We start from the raw sequence: 20,909 nt of genomic DNA, 5'->3' as shown, positions 1-20,909 counted from the left end.
TTTTATTAAAATTTGGCGTTGATACCCAAAGTGAAAGTCCTTGGTCTTGGGAAAGCCGTGTAATCAATACTGGCACTAGGAATACCAGTTCCGAAATCACCAGTGCTTGAAGAAACTTCAGGATCAAGACCGCTATAATCGGTGAACAATAATAGGTTCTGACCTGTTAGGGACAATCTAAGTGATTTTAGCCCTCCGTTTCCACTAAGAGGCACATTGTACCCAATGGTTGCGTTCTGGAACCTGATAAAATCACCTTTCTCCAAATAAAGGGTAGATACTTCTTGGCTAATGTTCTTGTCCAAACTTTCCTGAGTAACGTTCCTAGTTGTTTCAAAAGTAGGTCTGTTCAAGAATGCGTTTGCAGTGTTGTTATACACATAGAAACCGAATTGACCTGTGAAATAAGTGGAAACATCCCAATTTTTCACCCTTAGGTTCAAGGAAAGACCAGCGTTCACATCAGGAAGACCGTCTTTATCTACGAATACTTTCTCGTCTGGGTTAAAGTTTGGTGTTCCGTTTGCGTCGGTAGAATATTCTGCCATGTAGAAGGAGAACAATGACATTCCTTCGCCCAATCTTTGTGCAAAGGCACCTGATAGACCTGGTCCGTTCAACTCACCAAAGTTGGCGGTTGTTCCATTAAGACCTTCCACGGTGTTCTTGTTGTAAGAAACGTTGAAGGAAGAGGAGAAGTTAACATCGGTTGATTGGATAAAGTCGTAGTTCAATGCCAATTCCACACCTTGGTTGATCACAGTTCCATTTTCAAGGTTTTTGAAAACGAATGGGTCAAATGCAGGTGCTGCAGCAGATTGTCTGAACAAAAGGTCTTTGGTCTCTTTGCGATACACATCGATAGATCCATTGAAACGGTCATTGTTGAAACCAAAATCAAGACCCATGTTCAAGTCCAAAGTAGACTCCCATTTAAGGGCAGGGTTTTGCACGGCAACGGTCTCTGTACCTGGTCTGTTGATGTTTCCATCATCAGTTATCCCAGGACCTGAGAAACGTACCCTTCTTAAATAGTTGGCGTAACCCAAACCTTCTTGGTTACCAGTGATACCGGCACCAATCCTTAATTTTAAGGTTGATATGTTATCTCCTACGAAATCTTCTTCGCTAAGTTTCCAGGCAAAGGCTCCAGAAGGGAAGTAACCGTATTGGTTGTCACCCCCAAATCTTGAAGAACCGTCAGCTCTTACCGTTGCAGTGAACAAGAATTTATCGTTCAAGGAAAAGTTTGCTCTTGCAAAGAAAGATTGCAATTCATCGGTGTTGTCATAAGTATCAACCCAAACCGATGTATATGCACCTCCTGCAGCAGGAAGACTTTCGGTATCACTAAAAGGAATGATACGGTTGATAAAGCTTCCATTGGGTGCATAACCAGCTTGTTGGTATGCGCCACTAATACTGTTTCTAACGTTATCCACATTTTCCACAAGATCATCCATCATTTGATTTAGTTCCGTGGAAGAAGCTTGCCATCCTTGGGAGTTAAACCCTTTTCTTTGGAAATCTTGGAAAGAGTAACCCACAATAACATCTAAAGAAGAATTGTCAAAATCCTTTTTATAGTTAAGAGTGGCTTCCAAAAGTTTACTGGTGGCATTCAATTGGTTGTATGCCGCCTGCCCATTTCCGGTTACCCGGTTAAAGTTGTTGATGTTTGAAGAAACGGCGGTCAATGCTGTAGCTTCAGAATCATCATAACCCACATTGATTTTACCAGTTAGTTCAGGAATGAAATCGTATTCCGCAGAAAAATTAACCAGTGCACGGTTGGTATGGGTCTCTGCTTGATAATTGGCCAAATAGTTGGCTGGGTTCAATTGGTTCCCTTCCAAGAAGAAATCTGGACTGGCAGGCCATGTTGGATTGGCAGAATAGGCCGCACCAATAAGGTTACCACTGGCACCTGAGTTACCACTAATTGGAGGAGCAGCGTCATTAACCCTTGAGATGGAGGCCTGAAGGTTCAACCTCAATTTATCATCAAAAAACCTATGTCCTGCGTTGATCCTTCCTGTAATACGCTCTTGTTCTGATTTTTCAATGATACCAAATTGCTTTCCATAAGAGAACGTTGCCCTAATATTGCCACTTCCATAATTTCTGGAGTAAGAAAGGTTTTGATTTTGAGAGGCAACTGTTCTTGTTATGTAATCTTGCCAATCAGTATCATATCCATAATCACTACCATCGGCAATGGCTTGACTTCTAATGGATGCTGTGTTGGACAAGAATTCATCTGCGTTGAACAAATCATACTTGTTGGCTGGGGATGAGATGCTTAGGTTTGAGTTGAACTCCCAAACACCGCTCTTGCCCGCTTTACCACTTTTAGTGGTAATGATCACAACACCATTGGCACCCCTGGATCCATAGATGGCCGTAGCGGAGGCATCTTTAAGGATCGACATGCTTTCGATGTCGTTCGGGTTGATAAAGTTCAATGGGTTTCTTGTAGCGTTACCACCATTGATTACGTCCCCGCCGGAAGGAGTAGTGGATTCACCGGACAATGGAATACCATCCACAACGAACAAAGGGTTGTTGTTAGATCGGATGGAATTGGAACCCCTAATCCTCAAGTTCATTCCTGCACCGGGCTCACCACTTGTTTGAGTGATCTGAACACCCGCGGTCTTACCTTGGATCAATTGTTCAGGGGAAGCGATAACACCACCGTTAAATTCCTCGGAGGTTACCGCGGCAACTGCACCGGTCGCATCCTTAATCGTTGTTTGGCCGTAACCAATGATTACCACCTCGTCCAAAGCTTGTGCGTCTTCTTCCAAGGTTACATTAATAGTTGATCGGCCGTTTGCCGCAACTTCTTGCGTCTTGTAACCGATGTAACTAAAAACTAAAGTAGCTGTACCATCTATGCCGTTTAGGGTGTAATTACCGTCAAAATCGGTCTGCGTACCATTGGTAGTGCCTTTTACCAATACGCTTGCCCCTGGCAAAGGTCCGTTTGAGTCAGAAACGGTACCTGATACTGTCTGAGCCTTTATCATGCCAAAGCATAAAAATGCCCCAAGCACCAAAAAGCTTTTTAGTAGCGTAATCTTCATAAATAATTAATTTTAAGTTTAGTTAATTTTAATTCAAGTGTTAAACATATATAAAAATAATGTTAATCAAAATTTAAGCATATTGCAATGTATTACGAAAACGGTTTCGTGTTAATAACTTTGGATTTATGAAGGGTTACTAAATCTTTTCAAGCTAGTTTGTCTATATCTCAAAATAAACGAATCGATTTAGAGAAATCCTTAATATAGGCACTAATATATGATTTTTATTTTTTGATTGTGTTAACATTTGGGGCGAAGTTTATTTGGTTCAGTTCATCATTTTTGTTAAAAAGACAAATTCTTCCACTCCCTTGTTCCAATATTGAGTAATTTTCTGCACTGATTCTATCTGGACTAAATTTATACCACATTGAAACCAAAGATTACCTTAAAGGATATTGCCAGGGAGTTAGAGGTGTCTATTTCAACCGTATCCAAAGCACTTAAGAACAGTGAGGAAATCAGTAGGGATACCAAGGAAAAAGTGCAGGCATTTGCCAAGCTCTATAACTATAAGCCGAATAACATTGCCATTAGCCTAAAGAACAAACGTACCAAGAACATTGGTGTGGTTATTCCGGACATTGTGCACCACTTTTTTACCACAGTGATACGTGGTATAGAAAAATATGCCAATGCCAAAGGGTATAACGTGATCGTCTGTCTTTCCGAAGAATCTTTTGATAAAGAGGTCATCAATATGGAAATGTTGGCCAACGGAAGTATTGACGGTTTCATCATGTCCCTGTCCTCCGAAACACAACAAAAAGGGGATTTTAATCACTTGAAGGAAGTGACCGATCAAGGTATTCCGGTTGTGCTTTTTGATAGGATCACCAATGAAATAGATTGTGACAAGGTCATCATCGATGATGAACTAGGTGCTTACATGGCAACCAAAAAATTCATTGAACAGGGTAAAAAGAATATAGCCCTCATTACCACCGATGATTACTTGAGTGTTAGTAAGGCCCGTACCCAGGGATACCTAAAAGCATTAAAAGAGAGTAAACTGGGAGTGGACGAATCCAAAATTCTAAGAATGCCGTCCATGGAAATGGATGAAAAAGGAATAAAGGACTTTTTTGACACCCACAAGGTGGATGCCGTACTTTGTGTCAACGAGATCTTCGCCGTGTACAGTATGAGGCTTGCCCAGCAAAAGGGGCTTAAAATTCCAGAGGATATTGCATTCATTGGTTTTACTGATGGGCTGCTATCCAAATATGCCAATCCTAGCCTTACCGTAGTTTCCCAACATGGCGAAAAAATGGGGGAGGTTTCCGCCATGTTGCTAATTGACAAAGTGGAAAGCGAAGAAGAGGAAGAAACCTACCAGACCAAAATTTTAGAGCCTACCCTTGTCATTAGGGATTCCATATTTCATTAAGTTTGCCCCATCCTATATGTTTTAGGATGCTTACATTAGCTCATCAAGATTTTAAACATCAATGAATCAGGATTATATAAAAGCCGATTCTTGGTCCATTATTGAAGAGGGTTTTGACCATGAAAGGGTCAAATCCTCTGAAAGCCTATTCAGTATAGGCAATGGGGCCATGGGACAACGTGCCAATTTTGAAGAATACTATACCGGGGAAACTTTCCAAGGAAGTTATATTGCAGGGGTCTATTATCCGGACAAGACCAGAGTGGGATGGTGGAAAAATGGCTACCCCGAATATTTTGCCAAAGTGCTCAATGCGCCCAATTGGATCGGGATCAACATCGCTATCAACCAAGAGCCTTTGGATCTGAACACTTGTAAAAAGGTGGAAAATTTCCGTCGCGAGCTCAATATGAAGGAAGGTTGGTACAAACGCAGCTTTGTGGCTACCATGCCCAATGGACTCGAAGTGGCTGTGGAGGTGATCCGCTTCCTTAGCCTTTCTTTGGATGAAACCGGGGCCATTCAGTACAATCTTCAAGTGTTGAATGGCGATGCGGAAGTGTCCTTGACACCCTATGTGGATGGAGGCATCAAAAACATGGACAGTAACTGGGCCGATAAATTTTGGAACATTACCAACATTACTTCCGAAGGAAATAGGGCCTTTGTGAATTCCCATACCATGAAGACCAATTTTTCGGTATGCACTTTTATGCAGGCCGAAGTGTTTGTAGATGGGGAGAAAATTGAAGAAGCTCCAAAGGTTGAACAATCCGAAACCTTGGTAGGACACACCTATACGGTTCAAGCTGGGAAGAATGAAACCATCACCCTAATAAAATTTGGAGGGTATGCAGTGGATAGAAACCATCCCAAGGATAAACTGACAGATGCTGCCAACACGGTTTTGAACAAAGCTACTGAATTGGGTTTTGATGCCCTTCTTCAAAAACAAAAAGAAGATTGGGGCCAAATTTGGGAGATGAGCGACATTACTATTGAAGGAGATGTAAAGGCCCAGCAGGGCATCCGTTTCAATATCTTTCAACTGAACCAAACCTATTTGGGCAAGGATTCCCGTTTGAACATAGGTCCCAAAGGCTTTACCGGTGAAAAATACGGAGGAAGCACCTATTGGGATACCGAAGCTTATTGTCTGCCGTTCTACATGGCAACCAAAAACCAGCAAGTGGCTTGGAACCTGCTTCAATACAGGTACAACCATTTACCCAAGGCCATTGAGAATGCTGAAAAATTAGGATTTTCCAACGGGGCCGCCCTATACCCCATGGTAACCATGAATGGGGAAGAATGTCACAACGAATGGGAGATCACTTTCGAGGAAATCCATAGGAACGGAGCCATTGCTTTTGCCGTTTATAATTACTATCGATTCACAGGCGATTACAGTTATATCCCTAAAATGGGATTGGAAGTGTTGATCGGGATTGCTAGATTCTGGCACCAACGCGTCAATTTTTCGGAAGAGAAACAGAAATACGTTATGTTGGGCGTCACTGGTCCCAATGAATATGAGAACAACGTCAATAATAACTGGTATACCAATTACTTGGCCAAATGGTGTATGGAGTATGCCATTGAACAAATTGGGGTAGTGGCCGAGGATTACGCTGATGATCATGAACGGATCATGGCCAAGACCAAGTTGACCGAGACCGAGATCAAGGATTGGGCCAAGGTTGCTGCCAATATGTATTTTCCCTATTCTGAAAAACATCAGGTGTTCTTGCAACAAGATGGGTTTTTGGATAAGGAAATGATCAAAGTGCAGGATTTGAGCAAGGCCCAACGCCCCATCAACCAAAAATGGAGCTGGGACCGCATCTTGCGATCACCTTATATCAAACAAGCCGATGTGCTTCAAGGATTTTACTTTTTTGAAGATCATTTCAGCAAGGAAAATCTTGAGCGACATTTCGATTTTTACGAGCCATTTACGGTCCATGAATCCTCTTTGTCTCCTTGCGTGCATAGCATTCAAGCGGCCAAATTGGGCAGGATGGAGCAGGCGTATACCTTCTATTTAAGAACATCTCGTTTGGATCTTGACGATTACAATAAGGAAGTGGAAGAAGGACTTCATATAACTTCCATGGCCGGAACTTGGATGAGCATCGTGGAAGGATTTGGAGGCATGAGAATTGTGGATGACACCTTATCATTTGAGCCCCAGATTCCGGAGCAATGGGAATCCTTTTCGTTCAAGGTCAATTTCAGGAACCAGATCGTTACCATTATAGCCTCTAAAAAAGGCACCTTCTTTGAAGTGACAGGTGACCAAAAGTTGGCCATATTGGTCAATGGAAAGTTTGTGGAATTGGTTCCGGGAAAAAGAATTACCGCATGAAAATCAATCGCTTCATCACTTTTCTGGTAGTGCTTGGGGTCGCATCTTCATGCAAACAGGAAACCGACCAGAAACAAGTTGAGATGCCGATGAAAAAGAAAGCTGTTGTCTATCAAGTGTTCACCCGTTTGTTCGGTAATACCAATACCAACAACAAACCTTGGGGAACCATTGAAGAAAATGGAGTGGGTAAATTTGCCGATTTCGACGAGAAAGCCCTTAAGGAAATTAAAGATCTTGGGATTACCCATATTTGGTATACCGGTGTGCCCCATCATGCTTTGATCAATGATTACACTTCTGTTGGCATTTCCAATGATGACCCGGATGTGGTGAAGGGTCGTGCTGGATCTCCCTATGCGGTAAAGGATTACTACAATGTAAACCCAGATTTGGCCACGGACCCTGCAAATCGATTGGAAGAATTCAAGGAGCTCATTGATCGGACGCACAAGGCGGGAATGAAGGTCATCATCGATATTGTTCCCAATCATGTGGCTCGCAATTACGAAGGAAAGACCAATCCTGATGGCGTAGAAGATTTTGGTGCGGCAGATGACGCCAATAAAGAATACGACGTCAACAATAACTTTTATTATATCCCAGGTCAAGCTTTCAAAGTTCCCGAGTGGAAAGAGGGGTATTTGCCTTTAGGCGGTGAGGCTAATAAAATGGCCGATTCCAAGTTTGAAGAAAATCCTGCAAAATGGACCGGCAATGGATCTCGATTGGCCCAACCCGATTTTTATGATTGGTATGAAACGGTAAAGGTCAATTATGGGGTCAGGCCAGATGGCACAAAAGATTTTGTGGAACTGCCAAGTGATTTCGGCGGTAAGGATTACCAGGCCCATTATGAATTTTGGAAAGACAAGACCCTGCCCGATTCATGGCACAAGTTCAAGGATATAGCCTTGTATTGGCTCGATTTTGGAGTGGATGGGTTCCGTTTTGATATGGCCGAAATGGTCCCTGTGGAATTTTGGAGCTACCTCAATTCCAATATCAAAATGAAGAATCCCGATGCTTTTTTGTTAGCCGAAGTTTACAATCCAAGTTTATACCGAGATTATATTTTTAAAGGCAAGATGGACTACCTGTACGACAAGGTAGAGCTTTATGACAGCATCAAGCATATCATGAAAGGATATGGTTGGACGGACCACATTCCCGTCGTTCAAAAAGGCATGGGCGATATTGAACACCACATGCTCCATTTTTTGGAAAACCATGATGAACAAAGGATTGCCAGTCCAGAGTTTGTAGGTAAAGCGGAGATTGCCAAACCCGCCATGGTTGTTTCAGCCACGATCAGTACTTCCCCTACCATGATCTATTTCGGGCAGGAAGTGGGAGAGCCCGGTGCGGAAGATGCAGGGTTTGGGAAACCTTCTAGAACTTCCATATTCGATTATATTGGGGTGCCACATCACCAAAGATGGGTGAACGATAAAAAGTTTGATGGCGGTCAACTCTCTTCGGAAGAAAAGGGCCTCCGCGATTTTTATAAACGGCTGTTGAACTTCACCATTCAAAGTGATGCTTTAATGGGGGAATACCAGGAAATCCATTTTTATAATAAGGAACACACAGCAACTTATGACCATCGGGTGCTTTCCTATGTGCGTTGGTCCGATAGCGAAAAGCTCATCATTATATCCAATTTTGATACGACAAAAAGCTACACTCTTGACCTAAAGGTTCCAGGAGATGTAATAGCCAAATGGCAATTGGAGAATAGGGAATATCCATTGCAGGAAGTCTTGTATCATGTAGTGGAACCCAAGCTTAAAATTGAAAATGGACAAGGCAGTATAACCGTTCAATTGGCGCCGTTGCAGTCTTATATTTTTAGGTTGGCTGAATAAAAAAGGCGGATTACGATTAATCCGCCCTTAATAAAGATGGTTATTAATTTTTATGCCTTTGCAGCGGTTTTTTGATAGACAAACCCAATTACCGCTCCGAGGATACCATAAAAGACAATATCAAGTATGGCCTCTGCCATGTATCCGGTCAAATCCATCCATTCGGTTGTTCCATAGTTCAAAAGGCCCATACCTATCCCTACGAAAACTCCGATCCAAGCACCAAATTGAAAACCTTCACCCATGGAGTGGTGCCCACGGGCCCATTTTCCATAGAGAGTACTTAGGGCAAAAACGGCAATGAGGTTGGCAAGCGCTATTATTCCCAGATCGGGAACCTCTTTCATGACATTTACAAGCGTATGCTCTCCAAAAAAGTCTACAGTGGCGATACCCCAAATCAGGTACCCCAAGAAAAACATGACAATAGTTCCCACCAAAGTGGCCAGTAAATTGGATTTTGAAAACATAATAGTTGTTTTAATTGGTTATTGATGTGTTAAATGTATCAAATTAAAATTCACGTATCGTTAAAATATGGTCCAAATAATTGAGCAATAATCATTTTGCTCTATTTTTTTTGCGATTTTATAAAGTTAAAACCAACTTTCAATTCGGTTTCAAGTTGTATTTTTAAAAACAAAACGAACCAAACAATGAACAGAAATGTAATTGTGGCTTTTTTTGCCATTTTAATTTTCAGCAGTTGTCAAATGAAAAATTCAAAACCATTGGTCATTGGACACAGGGGAGCCATGGGACACGAGACCGAAAACACTTTGGCGTCCATTCAAAAAGCAATGGATTTTGGTGTTGACATGATTGAAATAGATGTCTTCAAAATTAAAAGTGGAGAAATTGTGGTGTTCCATGATGAGGACGTATCAAGACTAAGCAATGGGGGCGGAAAAATTGAGGACTACAATATTGTAGAGGTGAGACAGCTCACCTTGGAGGGTAATCATAAGATTCCAGAGCTGAAGGATGTTCTGAAAACTATAGACAATAAAGTGGCCTTGAACATTGAATTGAAGGGTGCGGGAACAGCGGATAGGGTTAACAAAATTGTTACTCATTACATAGAGGATAAGGGATGGTTGCCGGAGAATATTCTGATTTCCAGTTTTAAGTGGGATGAACTCAAGGTCATGCGAGAATATAACAAGGATATTCAAATTGCCATTCTTACCGACCAAGATCCTTTGCGGGCACTGGATATAGCCAAAGAATTGAAAGCTGTGGCCATAAACCCCCATTTTAAGTCATTGACGAAGGAGAATACGGCCAAGATACAAGATGAAGGCCTTAAGGTGTACACCTGGACGGTCAACGAACCCGAAGACATCCAGCTCGTGGAATCTTTCGGGGTGGATGGTATTATCACCAACTATCCTGAACGCGTGAAGTAATGTTCGATGTCATAATCGTTGGGGGCGGTGCAGCAGGATTTTATGCGGCTATTCACATTGCTGAAAAGGCTCCACATCTCAAAATTGCCATATTTGAACGCGGAAAAAGCGTACTAGCCAAGGTAAAGGTTTCTGGCGGAGGGCGCTGCAATGTCACCCATGGTGAATTTTCCCCCAAGGAACTGACCCTAAATTATCCTCGCGGGGAAAAGGAACTTCTGGGTCCATTCCATAAATATGCCCCAATTGATGTCATGGCCTTTTTTGAGGAACGAGGGGTTTCCTTAAAAATTGAAGAGGATGGCCGTGTATTTCCGGTAAGCGACTCCTCCCAGACCATAATCGATTGCTTGATGGGAGAATCGAGTAAATTAGGGGTGCAAGTGCTGAAAAATAGTTCGGTAAAGGCGTTTCAAAAGGTGGATGAAGGTTGGCAAGTGACCACCATGAACAAGCACTATTATGCCAAAAGGCTATTGTTGACTACGGGCAGCAATCCGAAAATTTGGGAACAATTGCAGGCTATGGGGCATCAGATTGTACCTCCAACTCCTTCCTTGTTCACTTTTAACATCAATGATGAAAGATTGAACGGCATACAAGGGGTGAGTACCCATGCGGCTCTGGAAGTAATGCCGAAAAGAATGTTCACTTCTGACAGGGAAGAGCTCGGGTTGAAAAGCTTGTCCAAAGAAGAGCCGGTTCTTTTGTCCGAAGGCCCGGTACTCGTTACCCATTGGGGCCTGAGTGGCCCAGCCATTTTGAAGTTAAGTGCATGGGGGGCAAACATCCTGAACGACTACCACTATTCTTTTAGAATAAGAGTGAATTGGACCCCCGAATACACCACGGAATCCATGGAGGCCTATTTACGCGAAATAAAGGGCGTTGATGCCAAAAAAACAGTACTCCGAACACATGCCGTGGATATCCCCAAACGGTTATGGGCCAAGTTGGTGCAGGCAGCAAATATTGGACAGGAGGATAGATGGGCGGACCTAACCAAGGAAAAACTTCAAAAATTGTCAGAACAACTCACTGCAAGCACTTTTAAAGTGGATGGAAAAAGTACTTTCAAGGAAGAATTTGTAACCGCCGGGGGGGTAGACCTCAAGGAAATCAATTTTAAGACTTTTGAAAGCAGAATCCACCCGACCCTTTATTTTGCAGGGGAAATCATCAATGTGGATGCCATAACAGGTGGCTTCAACTTTCAAAATGCCTGGACAGGGGCCTATTTGGCGGCCCAGGCCATTGCATCCTCTGAATAATCTTATTGCAAAACCATAGCTATGCCAGCGGCCAAAATCGCACCCAAAATAGGTCCAACCACTGGAATCCAAGAATAGCCCCAACCATTACTTCCCTTGTTTTTAATGGGCACTAAAGCATGAATGATCCGTGGGCCCATATCCCGAGCTGGATTGATGGCGTAACCCGTGGTGCCTCCCAATGAAAGACCGATTCCCCAAACAATCAGGGCAACTGGTAATGCCCCCAAAGAACCTAATCCAATAATGGTGTTGTCCGAAGCAAGCATGGCATCCGTAAAATAGAGCACGGCAAAAACCAGTACAAAGGTTCCGAGAATCTCGGTCAGCAGATTCAGGAAAGTATTCGGAATGGCGGGAGCATTACAAAAAACGCCCCTTTTGGCATCACCGTTTTCAGTGGCATCAAAATGTTCCTTGTTCATGAGCCAAACGGAAAACGCCCCGAGCATGGCCCCTATGAACTGTGCCAAAATGTAGCTAGGTACCGCATCTATGGGAAATTCTCCAGCAACAGCCAATCCAATAGTTACAGCTGGATTGAGGTGGGCACCACTAAATGGCCCAGCAACCACAACGCCCGTGAAAACCGCAAAGGCCCATCCAGTGGTGATCACCATCCAACCGGAACCATTTCCGTATGTTTTTTGTAGGGAGACGTTGGCGTTTACACCACATCCCAATAAAATGAGCAAAAAAGTGCCCACGATCTCTGCAACAAATGGAGTCATATGTTAGTTTGTTTTTGAATTGATTTAAGGATGTTCGGTCCAATATTCCAAAGCTTTGATGGCGCGATACCATCCTTGGATACCTTTGTCGATCTCTTCACGTTGTTCTGACGGATTAAAATGTGCATCGGTTTGCCAGATATCCTGAATTTCTTCTGGACTTTCCCAAAATCCGACCGCTAATCCTGCCAAATAGGCCGCCCCCATGACCGTGGTCTCCACGATCTTTGGTCGTACCGTAACCGTATTCAATACATCGGCTTGAAATTGCATCAGCATATCATTTACCGTGGCGCCTCCATCAACCCGTAATTCTTTTATGGAAATCCCGGAATCTGCCTCCATGGCTTTTAGAATGTCCATGGTCTGGTAGGCGATGGATTCCAAGGCGGCCCTTGCAATATGGGCATCCGTACTGCCGCGGGTAAGTCCAAATAGGGTGCCTTGTGCATGTTGGTTCCAGTGGGGGGCACCGAGCCCGGCAAAGGCGGGAACAAAATACACACCTTCGGAACTGTCCACCGAACTCGCCAATTTTTCTACTTCAGAAGAGTTTTTGATGATTTTTAAACTATCGCGCAGCCATTGCACAACAGCTCCTGCAATGAAAATACTTCCCTCCAATGCATAGTGGGTCTTCCCATTGATTTTCCAGGCCACGGTGGTCAATAAATTATTTTTGGAAACGATGGGCTGTTCGCCAATGTTCATCAACATAAAACAACCGGTGCCATACGTATTCTTGACCATCCCTTTTTTGGTGCACATTTGACCGAAAAGGGCTGCCTGCTGGTCCCCTGCAATTCCCGCAATGGGAATTTTGGAGGCAAAGAAATTGGGGCAGGTATGTCCGTAGACCTCACTGGATTGTTTCACTTCAGGGAGCATGTTCCTCGGAACAGTCAACAGTTCCAAAAGCGTTTCGTCCCAATCCATCGTATTGATATTGAACAACAAAGTTCGGGATGCATTGGTCACATCGGTAATATGAAGATTACCATCTGTCATTTTCCAAATAAGCCATGAGTCGATGGTCCCCATGGCAAGTTCTCCTGCATCCGCTTTTTCTCTGGCACCTTCCACATTGTCCAAAATCCATTTCACCTTGGTCCCTGAAAAATAGGAATCGATGACCAAGCCTGTTTTTTCCCGGATCATATCCGATTTCCCCTGTCGTTTCAACTCATCACAATAGGAAGCAGTCCGCTTATCTTGCCAAACGATGGCGTTGTAAATAGGCTCACTGGTCTTTCTGTCCCAAACTACAACGGTTTCCCGTTGGTTGGTGATGCCGATGGCGGCCATTTGTTCGGCCTTTAACCCTTTTTTGCTGACCGCTTCTGCTGCCATACCGGCTTGAGTGGCCCAAATTTCATTGGGATCGTGCTCAACCCAACCGGGTTTTGGGAATATTTGGGTGAATTCTTTTTGTGCTACGGATATGATGGTACCCTTTTGGTCGAAGACCACGGCACGGGAACTTGTGGTACCTTGGTCCAAAGCAAGGATATATTTGCTCATTTTGTTAATTTAAGTGCGCTTGAATTTACTAAAATTACTTCTAGAAACGAATCCAAAATAACATGAATACCTATATCGCATTGTTAAGGGGCATCAATTTGGGAAGTCACCATAAGATAAAAATGACCGAACTCCGAGCTTCTTTGGAGCATGTTGGGTTGCAAAATGTACAGACTTACATCCAAAGCGGGAATGTCATTTTCGATACTGATATTAATGGAAAGGAGAAAATTCAGGATGTTGTGCACGCCGTTATTTTGAAGGATTTCGGATTTGATGTGCCGACCTTGGCAATTACTCGGGAAGCGGTTGAATCCATTTTAAAAAACAATCCGTTTGCGGATGAGGAAGAGAACAGACTGTATTTTGTGCTCTTGAAAAATCCTCCTGAAAAAAGTTTAGTGGACCAGTTCAAGGAGCAGAAGTTCGACAACGAGGATTTTCACATCACGGATCAATGCGTTTATCTGGTCTGCAAAAAGGGATATGGAAATGCCAAACTCAACAATAACTTGATAGAACGTAAGCTCAAAGTAGAGGCAACCACCCGGAATTTAAAAACGATGCAAAAGCTTTTGGAAATGACCGCTAAGGATTGAGCTCCCAAATTTTGTAGTTGAGCGCCGAGGCAAAGGCAACCCAAAGCAAGTAGGGCACCAAAAGCAGGGCAGCTGGTTTGCTAATGATACGGAACCATTTGATGGTGAGCATGATAAGGGACAGTAATATCAAAATGACAATCAATCCCAACAAAGGGTTTTTAAGGCCAAAAAACACAATGCTCCACAACGCATTGAACAACAATTGGAACACAAAATGGTACAGCGCCGTTTTAACCCAAATGTGATGATACCCCTTGGACCAAACAATTCCGGCGGAAACCCCCATCAAAATGTAAAGTATGGTCCAAACGGGAGCAAATAGGGAATTGGGTGGCGTAAATCCAGGTTTGTTCAAGGTCAAGTACCAATCGTTCACCGAACTCTGTGTAGCAATGCTCGACAAAAAACCGATCAAAAGACAAACGGCAACGCTTATGGTTATGTAAACGATTCTTTTTTTCATGGTTGGTACATGTGCATCTAAAATAAGAATTTATTTGAATCCGATATCCAGTACGGACGTCACACCTTATATTTGCCCAAACTTGGTTTCATGACGGAAAAAGATTTTCTGCCCAAAAACTATGAGAATTTGCCCCAAAAGGGCACATCCACCTGGAAAGCACCTAGTAACATCGCCTTGGTGAAATATTGGGGTAAAAGACCGATACAGATCCCTGCCAATCCCTCCATCAGCTTTACGTTGGATACCTGTGCTACCACCACAACCATCACTTTTGATAAGAAGAAAAACACAGGGGATTTTTCTTTTGAGCTGCTTTTTGAAGGGAAACCCAAAGAAGATTTTAAACCGAAGATTGTTACTTTTTTTGAGCGGGTGGAGGCCTATTTGCCCTTTCTGAAGGACTATCATTTTACCATAGAAACCTCAAATTCGTTTCCCCACAGTAGCGGTATTGCCAGTTCTGCCAGTGGTATGGCGGCCCTTTCCCTGTGTTTGATGGACATCGAAAAAATGATGGTGCCCGAAATGGATCAGACATTTTTTAATACAAAAGCCTCATTTTTAGCCCGATTGGGATCAGGAAGTGCTTGTAGGAGTGTTGAAGGTCCGTTGATCGAGTTTGGGGTACATGACCATATCCCTGGAAGTTCCGATCTGTTCGGGGTTCCCTATCCATTTGTAGTGGATGAGGTATTCACAACCTTCCAAGACACCATATTGTTGGTGCACAAAGGGGAAAAACAGGTAAGCAGTACCGTGGGCCACCAATTGATGCATGGACACCCTTATGCCAGGAACCGATTTGAACAGGCATTGCAAAATATGGATGCCCTGAAACCCATTTTTGCCCATGGGGATTTGGAAGGGTTCATCAAATTAGTGGAGAGCGAGGCACTGATTTTACACGCCATGATGATGACCAGCATGCCCTATTTTATGTTGATGAAACCAGCAACCCTAGAAATTATCCATAAAATTTGGAAATATAGGGAGGCTACAAAGGTGCCTGTTTGTTTCACTTTGGATGCAGGTGCCAATGTGCATTTGCTTTACCCCGATCATGTGAAGGAAAGGGTCCATCAATTTATTGATGACCAATTGGCCAAGCACTGTGAAAATGGCCATTACATCCACGACCGTGTAGGCCTTGGTGCCCAAAAAATAAATAGCTAAAACTGAGACGGTAAGCACTTTTTTTACGTTCTTTGCGTTGCTTTTTGTCAAAGAGTTCCATTTGAAAGAGCAAATTGTTTTGTTTATCGTATTTTTTAAAAAATTAAACAAAATAGTTTGTATCTTAGTGTAAGCGTATGAAAGGTCCACTGTTCTATTCTAAAATTTTGCTTTTCGGGGAGTACGGTATCATCAAAGATTCCAAAGGACTTTCCATTCCCTATAATTTTTTCAAAGGAGCCTTGAAATGGGATAACAATCCCTCGGAAATGGCCCAAAAATCCAATGCAAGCTTGAAAGCTTTCGCCGGATATTTGAAAAATTTGGAAAAGGATGATGAGGCATTGGTTTCCTTTGATATGGAAGCTATGGAAGCCGACATCGCCAATGGCATGTACTTTGACAGTTCCATTCCACAAGGATACGGAATTGGGAGTAGCGGTGCTTTGGTGGCTGCAATCTACGACCGTTACGCCAAGGACAAAATCACCGTTCTTGAAAATTTGACCCGCGACAAATTGCTGCAGCTAAAAAGGATTTTCGGTAAAATGGAATCGTTTTTCCACGGAAAATCTTCCGGATTGGATCCTTTGAACAGCTATTTGAGCTTGCCCATTCTGATCAATTCCCAAGATAATATCGAATCTACCAGTATTCCTTCCCAAAATACCAATGGCAAGGGTGCCGTGTTTTTGTTGGATAGCGGAATCACCGGTGAAACAGCCCCCATGGTTCAGATTTTCATGGAAAAAATGAAGCAGGAAGGTTTCCGTAACATGGTCAAGAACCAGTTCATCAAACATACCGATGCCTGCGTGGAGGATTTCTTGAACGGGAACATCAAATCCCTTTTCGGGAACCTGAAACAACTTTCCCACGTGGTCTTGGATCACTTCAAACCGATGATTCCTGCCAAGTTCCATCAACTTTGGCAACAGGGAATCGAAACCAATGATTACTACCTAAAACTTTGCGGTTCAGGAGGCGGAGGTTATATTTTGGGCTTCACCGAGGATTTGGACAAGGCCAAAAAAGCACTGAAAGATTATAACCTAGAGGTGGTGTACAACTTCTAAAAGCAATCCCATGCTTAGTAGAAAAAACAAACTCCTGCTTTTTAAGCTATTGAGTCTGTTTTCCGTGGTTCGCGGGTACAACATTTTGGTCATCACCCTGGCCCAATATTTGGCATCCATCTACATTTTGGCGCCGGAAATACCCTTACGGAAGGTAATTTTCGACCTCAATCTTTTTTTGATCGTTACCGCTTCGGCCCTCGTTATTGCAAGTGGCTATATCATCAACAATTTTTACGATGCCGAGAAAGATCTGATCAACAAACCCACCAAAAGTATGTTGGACCGCTTGGTGAGCCAGAACTTTAAATTGACCACCTATTTTATACTGAATTTTTTGGCGGTATTCGCGGCCAGTTACATTTCGTTTAGGGCCGTGCTGTTCTTTTCGGCCTATATTTTTGGAATTTGGTATTATTCGCATCGACTTAAACGGATACCCTTTTTGGGCAACCTCGTTTCGGCCACTTTGGCCATTGCACCCTTTTTTGTGGTGTTCGTGTATTACCACAATTTTAAAACGGTCATTTTTGTGCATGCCCTTTTTCTTTTCCTTTTGATATTGGCCCGGGAAATGATCAAGGATATGGAGAGTATGGCCGGCGATATGGCCCAGAACTACCGGACCATTCCCATTATTTATGGCCCGAGGACATCAAAAATGTTCATTACTCTATTGATACTTTTGACCCTTGTGCCCGCATTCCTGTTGATCAAGACTTTTGATGTTGGGTACATGTATCTCTACTTTGCGGCCAGCATTATCTTGCTGATCATTTTTCTGGTTTTGCTCTGGAAGGCCGAAGGCAAAAAGCACTACGTTTGGCTTCACAATATTCTAAAATTCATCATTGTGGCAGGGGTGGTCAGTATTCTATTGATCAATGTGGATGTGGTGCTGAACCGGATTCTCTAATTATTTGTCCCCGAGGTTTTTTGGACCTGAAAAAGACTACATTTGCAAAAAATTGATGACTGATGATGAAATCAGACAATAACCGAAAAGGTAAACCGGCCAGAAACAGCCGTGAAGGAGGTAATTCCCAAAAGCCACAGGGCAAAAAATTTGCCCCACAACCCAAAAAGGCTGCTCCGCCAAAAAAATCCAATCCAGATGAAGTCCGTTTGAACCGATACATTGCCAATGCAGGTATTTGTTCGCGTAGGGAAGCGGATACCTATATTGCTGCCGGAAATGTGACAGTAAATGGAAAGCCTGTCACCGAAATGGGTTACAAAGTAAAACGTTCCGATGATGTGCGTTTTGATGGCAAAAGGCTCAGTTTGGAGAAGAAGGAATACATCCTGCTGAACAAACCCAAAAACTTTATCACCACCACCAGCGATGAAAAGGGTAGACGCACTGTAATGGAATTGATTTCCAGTGCCAGTAACGCCCGTTTGTTGCCCGTTGGACGTTTAGACCGGAATACTATGGGCTTGTTGCTCTTCACCAATGATGGCGACTTGACCAAAAAGCTTACCCATCCCAAACATGGCGTGCGCAAGATCTACCATGTGCATTTGGACAAAAGCTTGAGCGTTGCCGATCTTCATAAAATTGAAGCCGGTCTGGAGTTGGAAGATGGTCCAATCGAGGTGGACAGCATCAGTTTTGTACAAGGGGCTCCCAAAAGGGAATTGGGTATTGAAATCCATAGTGGTCGTAACCGTATTGTACGTCGCATCTTTGAACATTTGGGTTACGAAGTGACCAAACTGGACCGTGTGATCTTTGCTGGACTTACCAAAAAGGATCTACCAAGGGGACACTGGCGCCATTTGACCGAGCAAGAGGTAATCAATTTGAAGAATATTAAGTAATTCTGCAGGAAGATTTTTGGGATTGCTTTTAGTGGCTTAACATTGAACTAATAATAGACTATATCCAGTGTGAGCTTTAGTTATAATTGATTGAATCATATATGGATACCATATCAAAATATCCATTTATGGAGTCCACAGATTTGACTATGAATTTCATTTTTCCTTTTTTCCACAAAGTTTCTCCAACATAATCTATGGGTTGGTGGTAATACTTTCGGTTTTTTATATCAAAGAACCTTACAAATCCATAATTATAAGCCGTGCCGACTTTTATCCATTCCGTTCGAGAATATTTTTCCACCTTCTTATATGTCAAAACGGTATCGGGTAATCCGATTGTGATGTTGTTTAAATCAAAATCCGTTGCATTAAACAGACAAAATTCCAAAATGGAATCTTTTTGAATTCCTACTGGATTTACGTATTCTTTGCTAGGGGGTTTTTGCTTGCAAGAACAAAAAATCATTGCAATGAAAAGTGCTAGATAAAGTTTTGTCATAATTAAAGATATGATTCGTTTCTCTGATATAGACCGATACTTGAAGATAGTCTATTTCAGATTACAATTTCACAGACAATTCCCTAATACCCAAAATGGGTTGACAATAAAGTATTTGCCTAAAGATCAATTGCGTCATTTGACGTTAGAGGAAAGCATTAATTTAAGGTGATCCATTATTGTTCAATGTCACTAACATATTCCAAAATATCCCCAGGCTGGCAGTCCAGGGCCTTGCAAATGGCTTCCAAGGTACTAAAGCGTATGGCCTTGGCCTTTCCTGTTTTTAAAATGGAAAGGTTAGATAAGGTGAGGCCCACAATTTCTGAAAGTTCGTTCAATGACATTTTTCGCTTTGCCATCATCACATCCACGTTAACAACAATCGGCATAGCTTAAATGGTTAGGTCGTTTTCAGATTTCATGTCCACGGCATTTTGCAAAATTCTTTCCAATACGACTATGGCCGTTGCTACTGCGATACAGATAAAAGTGGTGAGGATGCACATGCCCAAAAAACCAGCAGGGTCGTCATCTTTATGATGAAAAATCATGATGTAAATTCCAGCCAATACAATTAGGATGCCTGAAGCAATGGCGCAATAGCGAATGCTTCTCAACGTTTTGATGGAGTTGGTGGAGAACAGTTTTTCCTGGGCGATATACCCAAGCAGTTTGAATGCTTTGTATAGAGCTATAAAAAAAGCGATGGAGGAGGCATATCCGTACAAAATGAAAGGGTCGGTGTAAATGCTAAGCAAATCCAGATTCTGGGCCCTTCCTTCCAACATCGGAAATCGGACCAAAAGGAATAGGGCCAAAACTCCAATGAGCACAACTATTCCCTGAAGAAATACAATGGACATCTTTTTCATTATCATTATTATTTTGATGCTTCAAAGATAAATAAATTATTGAAAAACAATAAAAAAATAGTATTGTATAATAAATAATTTCTCCAACTCAAAAAATATGGATTTGCTTTAATAAAAAATGGTCCGAGCTTTCACCCGAACCATTCTACTATATTTTGTTGTTATATTAAACGAAACTGATACCCTGTTTTGCGCAAATTTCGGCCACCTTGGCAAAATCCGGTGGACCAGCTGGTAAGGTGGCCAATTCTTCGAACATGATCTCAATACCCGCAGGAAAAGCCGAAGCGATCATTTTGGCCTTTTCCGTTCCCACAACTGTCCAGGCGTGTGGAACATCCCTTGGGGCAAAGGCAATATCCCCCGCTTTTAAAAGAGTTGTTTTTCCCCCGACCATAATTTCCACTTCTCCTTCTATCACCCTAAAAATTTCATCCTCCTTGGTGTGTATATGAGGTGGAATACCAACACCGGGTTCCACGTTGCTTACCCATTCAACGATTTGACTACCGGTTTCAGCCCCGATGAGTTTGTGAGTTTGAATATCACCCAAAACATTCAGGACGATACCATCCTCTCCTTTGATGATTTTAGGCTCCATGGGTTCCACCGAGCTTGGTTTTGCAGTTTTCATTTGTCCCTGAACCAATCCCGGAATTAGGGCCAGACCCAAGCCAGCCCCCGAAGTCTTGATGAATTTCTTTCTGTCCATAATTTAAGTTTGTCCCAAATTATATCTGC

19 protein-coding genes are annotated in these 20,909 nt (G+C 42.7%); 10 read left to right on the top strand and 9 right to left on the bottom strand.

From position 1 onward, the window contains the following. Positions 1 to 5 precede the first annotated feature (5 nt). Entirely contained in the window at positions 6 to 3,089 is a 3,084-nt protein-coding gene (locus LKX84_RS06260) for a SusC/RagA family TonB-linked outer membrane protein (protein WP_228236280.1), read from the bottom strand. A gap of 373 nt (positions 3,090 to 3,462) precedes the next feature. Between LKX84_RS06260 and LKX84_RS06255 the strand changes: the two genes are divergently transcribed. From LKX84_RS06255 to LKX84_RS06245, 3 genes are all read left to right on the top strand, one after another. Continuing rightward, on the top strand, positions 3,463 to 4,482 hold the full coding sequence (locus tag LKX84_RS06255; protein WP_228236279.1) for a LacI family DNA-binding transcriptional regulator: 1,020 nt from the start codon (positions 3,463 to 3,465) through the stop codon (positions 4,480 to 4,482). 61 nt (positions 4,483 to 4,543) lie between these two features. Continuing rightward, positions 4,544 to 6,850: a glycoside hydrolase family 65 protein gene (locus LKX84_RS06250; RefSeq protein ID WP_228236278.1), complete on the top strand. Its 2,307-nt coding sequence runs from the start codon at positions 4,544 to 4,546 to the stop codon at positions 6,848 to 6,850. Further along, on the top strand, positions 6,847 to 8,718 hold the full coding sequence (locus tag LKX84_RS06245) for an alpha-amylase family glycosyl hydrolase (RefSeq protein WP_228236277.1): 1,872 nt from the start codon (positions 6,847 to 6,849) through the stop codon (positions 8,716 to 8,718). The genes LKX84_RS06250 and LKX84_RS06245 overlap by 4 nt, the downstream gene beginning before the upstream one ends. Positions 8,719 to 8,768: 50 nt before the next feature. On the opposite strand, the gene LKX84_RS06240 is transcribed toward LKX84_RS06245, so the two are convergent. Next, positions 8,769 to 9,188: a hypothetical protein gene (locus LKX84_RS06240; RefSeq protein ID WP_228236276.1), complete on the bottom strand. Its 420-nt coding sequence runs from the start codon at positions 9,186 to 9,188 to the stop codon at positions 8,769 to 8,771. Between the two features lie 186 nt (positions 9,189 to 9,374). On the opposite strand from LKX84_RS06240, the gene LKX84_RS06235 reads away from it, so the two are divergent. After that, the gene (locus tag LKX84_RS06235; RefSeq protein WP_228236275.1) at positions 9,375 to 10,127 is read left to right on the top strand and encodes a glycerophosphodiester phosphodiesterase; all 753 of its coding nucleotides are present in this window, start codon (positions 9,375 to 9,377) and stop codon (positions 10,125 to 10,127) included. After that, positions 10,127 to 11,398, top strand: a complete 1,272-nt coding sequence (locus LKX84_RS06230; protein ID WP_228236274.1) for an NAD(P)/FAD-dependent oxidoreductase — start codon at positions 10,127 to 10,129, stop codon at positions 11,396 to 11,398. Before LKX84_RS06235 ends, LKX84_RS06230 begins: the two co-directional genes overlap by 1 nt. A gap of 2 nt (positions 11,399 to 11,400) precedes the next feature. On the opposite strand, the gene LKX84_RS06225 is transcribed toward LKX84_RS06230, so the two are convergent. Next, positions 11,401 to 12,129 carry an MIP/aquaporin family protein gene (locus LKX84_RS06225; protein ID WP_228236273.1) on the bottom strand — a complete coding sequence of 243 codons (729 nt, stop codon included), beginning with the start codon at positions 12,127 to 12,129 and terminating at the stop codon, positions 11,401 to 11,403. Between the two features lie 24 nt (positions 12,130 to 12,153). Continuing rightward, positions 12,154 to 13,650: a glycerol kinase GlpK gene (gene glpK / locus LKX84_RS06220; protein ID WP_228236272.1), complete on the bottom strand. Its 1,497-nt coding sequence runs from the start codon at positions 13,648 to 13,650 to the stop codon at positions 12,154 to 12,156. Positions 13,651 to 13,712: 62 nt separating this feature from the next. Here glpK and LKX84_RS06215 point away from each other — a divergent pair, with 62 nt between their 5' ends. Further along, positions 13,713 to 14,249, top strand: coding sequence for a DUF1697 domain-containing protein (locus LKX84_RS06215; RefSeq protein ID WP_228236271.1), 537 nt, complete (start codon positions 13,713 to 13,715; stop codon positions 14,247 to 14,249). Here the strand turns inward: LKX84_RS06215 and LKX84_RS06210 are convergent. Continuing rightward, positions 14,239 to 14,715 (bottom strand): TspO/MBR family protein, encoded by a 477-nt coding sequence (locus tag LKX84_RS06210; protein WP_228236270.1) that lies wholly within the window; start codon positions 14,713 to 14,715, stop codon positions 14,239 to 14,241. The genes LKX84_RS06215 and LKX84_RS06210 overlap by 11 nt on opposite strands. A gap of 90 nt (positions 14,716 to 14,805) precedes the next feature. Here LKX84_RS06210 and LKX84_RS06205 point away from each other — a divergent pair, with 90 nt between their 5' ends. The 4 genes from LKX84_RS06205 (at position 14,806) to LKX84_RS06190 (ending at position 18,791) form a co-directional block, all read left to right on the top strand. After that, positions 14,806 to 15,891, top strand: a complete 1,086-nt coding sequence (locus LKX84_RS06205) for a diphosphomevalonate/mevalonate 3,5-bisphosphate decarboxylase family protein (RefSeq protein WP_228236269.1) — start codon at positions 14,806 to 14,808, stop codon at positions 15,889 to 15,891. Between the two features lie 137 nt (positions 15,892 to 16,028). Then, the gene (locus LKX84_RS06200) at positions 16,029 to 16,967 is read left to right on the top strand and encodes a mevalonate kinase (RefSeq protein WP_228236268.1); all 939 of its coding nucleotides are present in this window, start codon (positions 16,029 to 16,031) and stop codon (positions 16,965 to 16,967) included. Positions 16,968 to 16,977: 10 nt separating this feature from the next. Further along, positions 16,978 to 17,883, top strand: a complete 906-nt coding sequence (locus LKX84_RS06195; protein ID WP_228236267.1) for a geranylgeranylglycerol-phosphate geranylgeranyltransferase — start codon at positions 16,978 to 16,980, stop codon at positions 17,881 to 17,883. Positions 17,884 to 17,945: 62 nt separating this feature from the next. Then, the gene (locus LKX84_RS06190) at positions 17,946 to 18,791 is read left to right on the top strand and encodes a pseudouridine synthase (RefSeq protein WP_228236266.1); all 846 of its coding nucleotides are present in this window, start codon (positions 17,946 to 17,948) and stop codon (positions 18,789 to 18,791) included. Positions 18,792 to 18,867: 76 nt separating this feature from the next. Here LKX84_RS06190 and LKX84_RS06185 read toward each other — a convergent pair whose 3' ends face one another. From LKX84_RS06185 to LKX84_RS06170, 4 genes are all read right to left on the bottom strand, one after another. Continuing rightward, on the bottom strand, positions 18,868 to 19,293 hold the full coding sequence (locus tag LKX84_RS06185; protein ID WP_228236265.1) for a hypothetical protein: 426 nt from the start codon (positions 19,291 to 19,293) through the stop codon (positions 18,868 to 18,870). A 176-nt stretch (positions 19,294 to 19,469) separates the two neighbouring features. Next, positions 19,470 to 19,685 carry a helix-turn-helix domain-containing protein gene (locus LKX84_RS06180; protein ID WP_228236264.1) on the bottom strand — a complete coding sequence of 72 codons (216 nt, stop codon included), beginning with the start codon at positions 19,683 to 19,685 and terminating at the stop codon, positions 19,470 to 19,472. 3 nt (positions 19,686 to 19,688) lie between these two features. Then, positions 19,689 to 20,168: a DUF2975 domain-containing protein gene (locus tag LKX84_RS06175; protein ID WP_228236263.1), complete on the bottom strand. Its 480-nt coding sequence runs from the start codon at positions 20,166 to 20,168 to the stop codon at positions 19,689 to 19,691. A 166-nt stretch (positions 20,169 to 20,334) separates the two neighbouring features. Further along, the gene (locus LKX84_RS06170) at positions 20,335 to 20,880 is read right to left on the bottom strand and encodes a cupin domain-containing protein (protein WP_228236262.1); all 546 of its coding nucleotides are present in this window, start codon (positions 20,878 to 20,880) and stop codon (positions 20,335 to 20,337) included. Positions 20,881 to 20,909: the final 29 nt, after the last annotated feature.

The organism is Allomuricauda sp. M10 (genome assembly GCF_020782875.1).
Classification (GTDB): Bacteria; Bacteroidota; Bacteroidia; order Flavobacteriales; family Flavobacteriaceae; genus Flagellimonas.
This window is presented reverse-complemented; position numbering and strand designations above follow the sequence as displayed.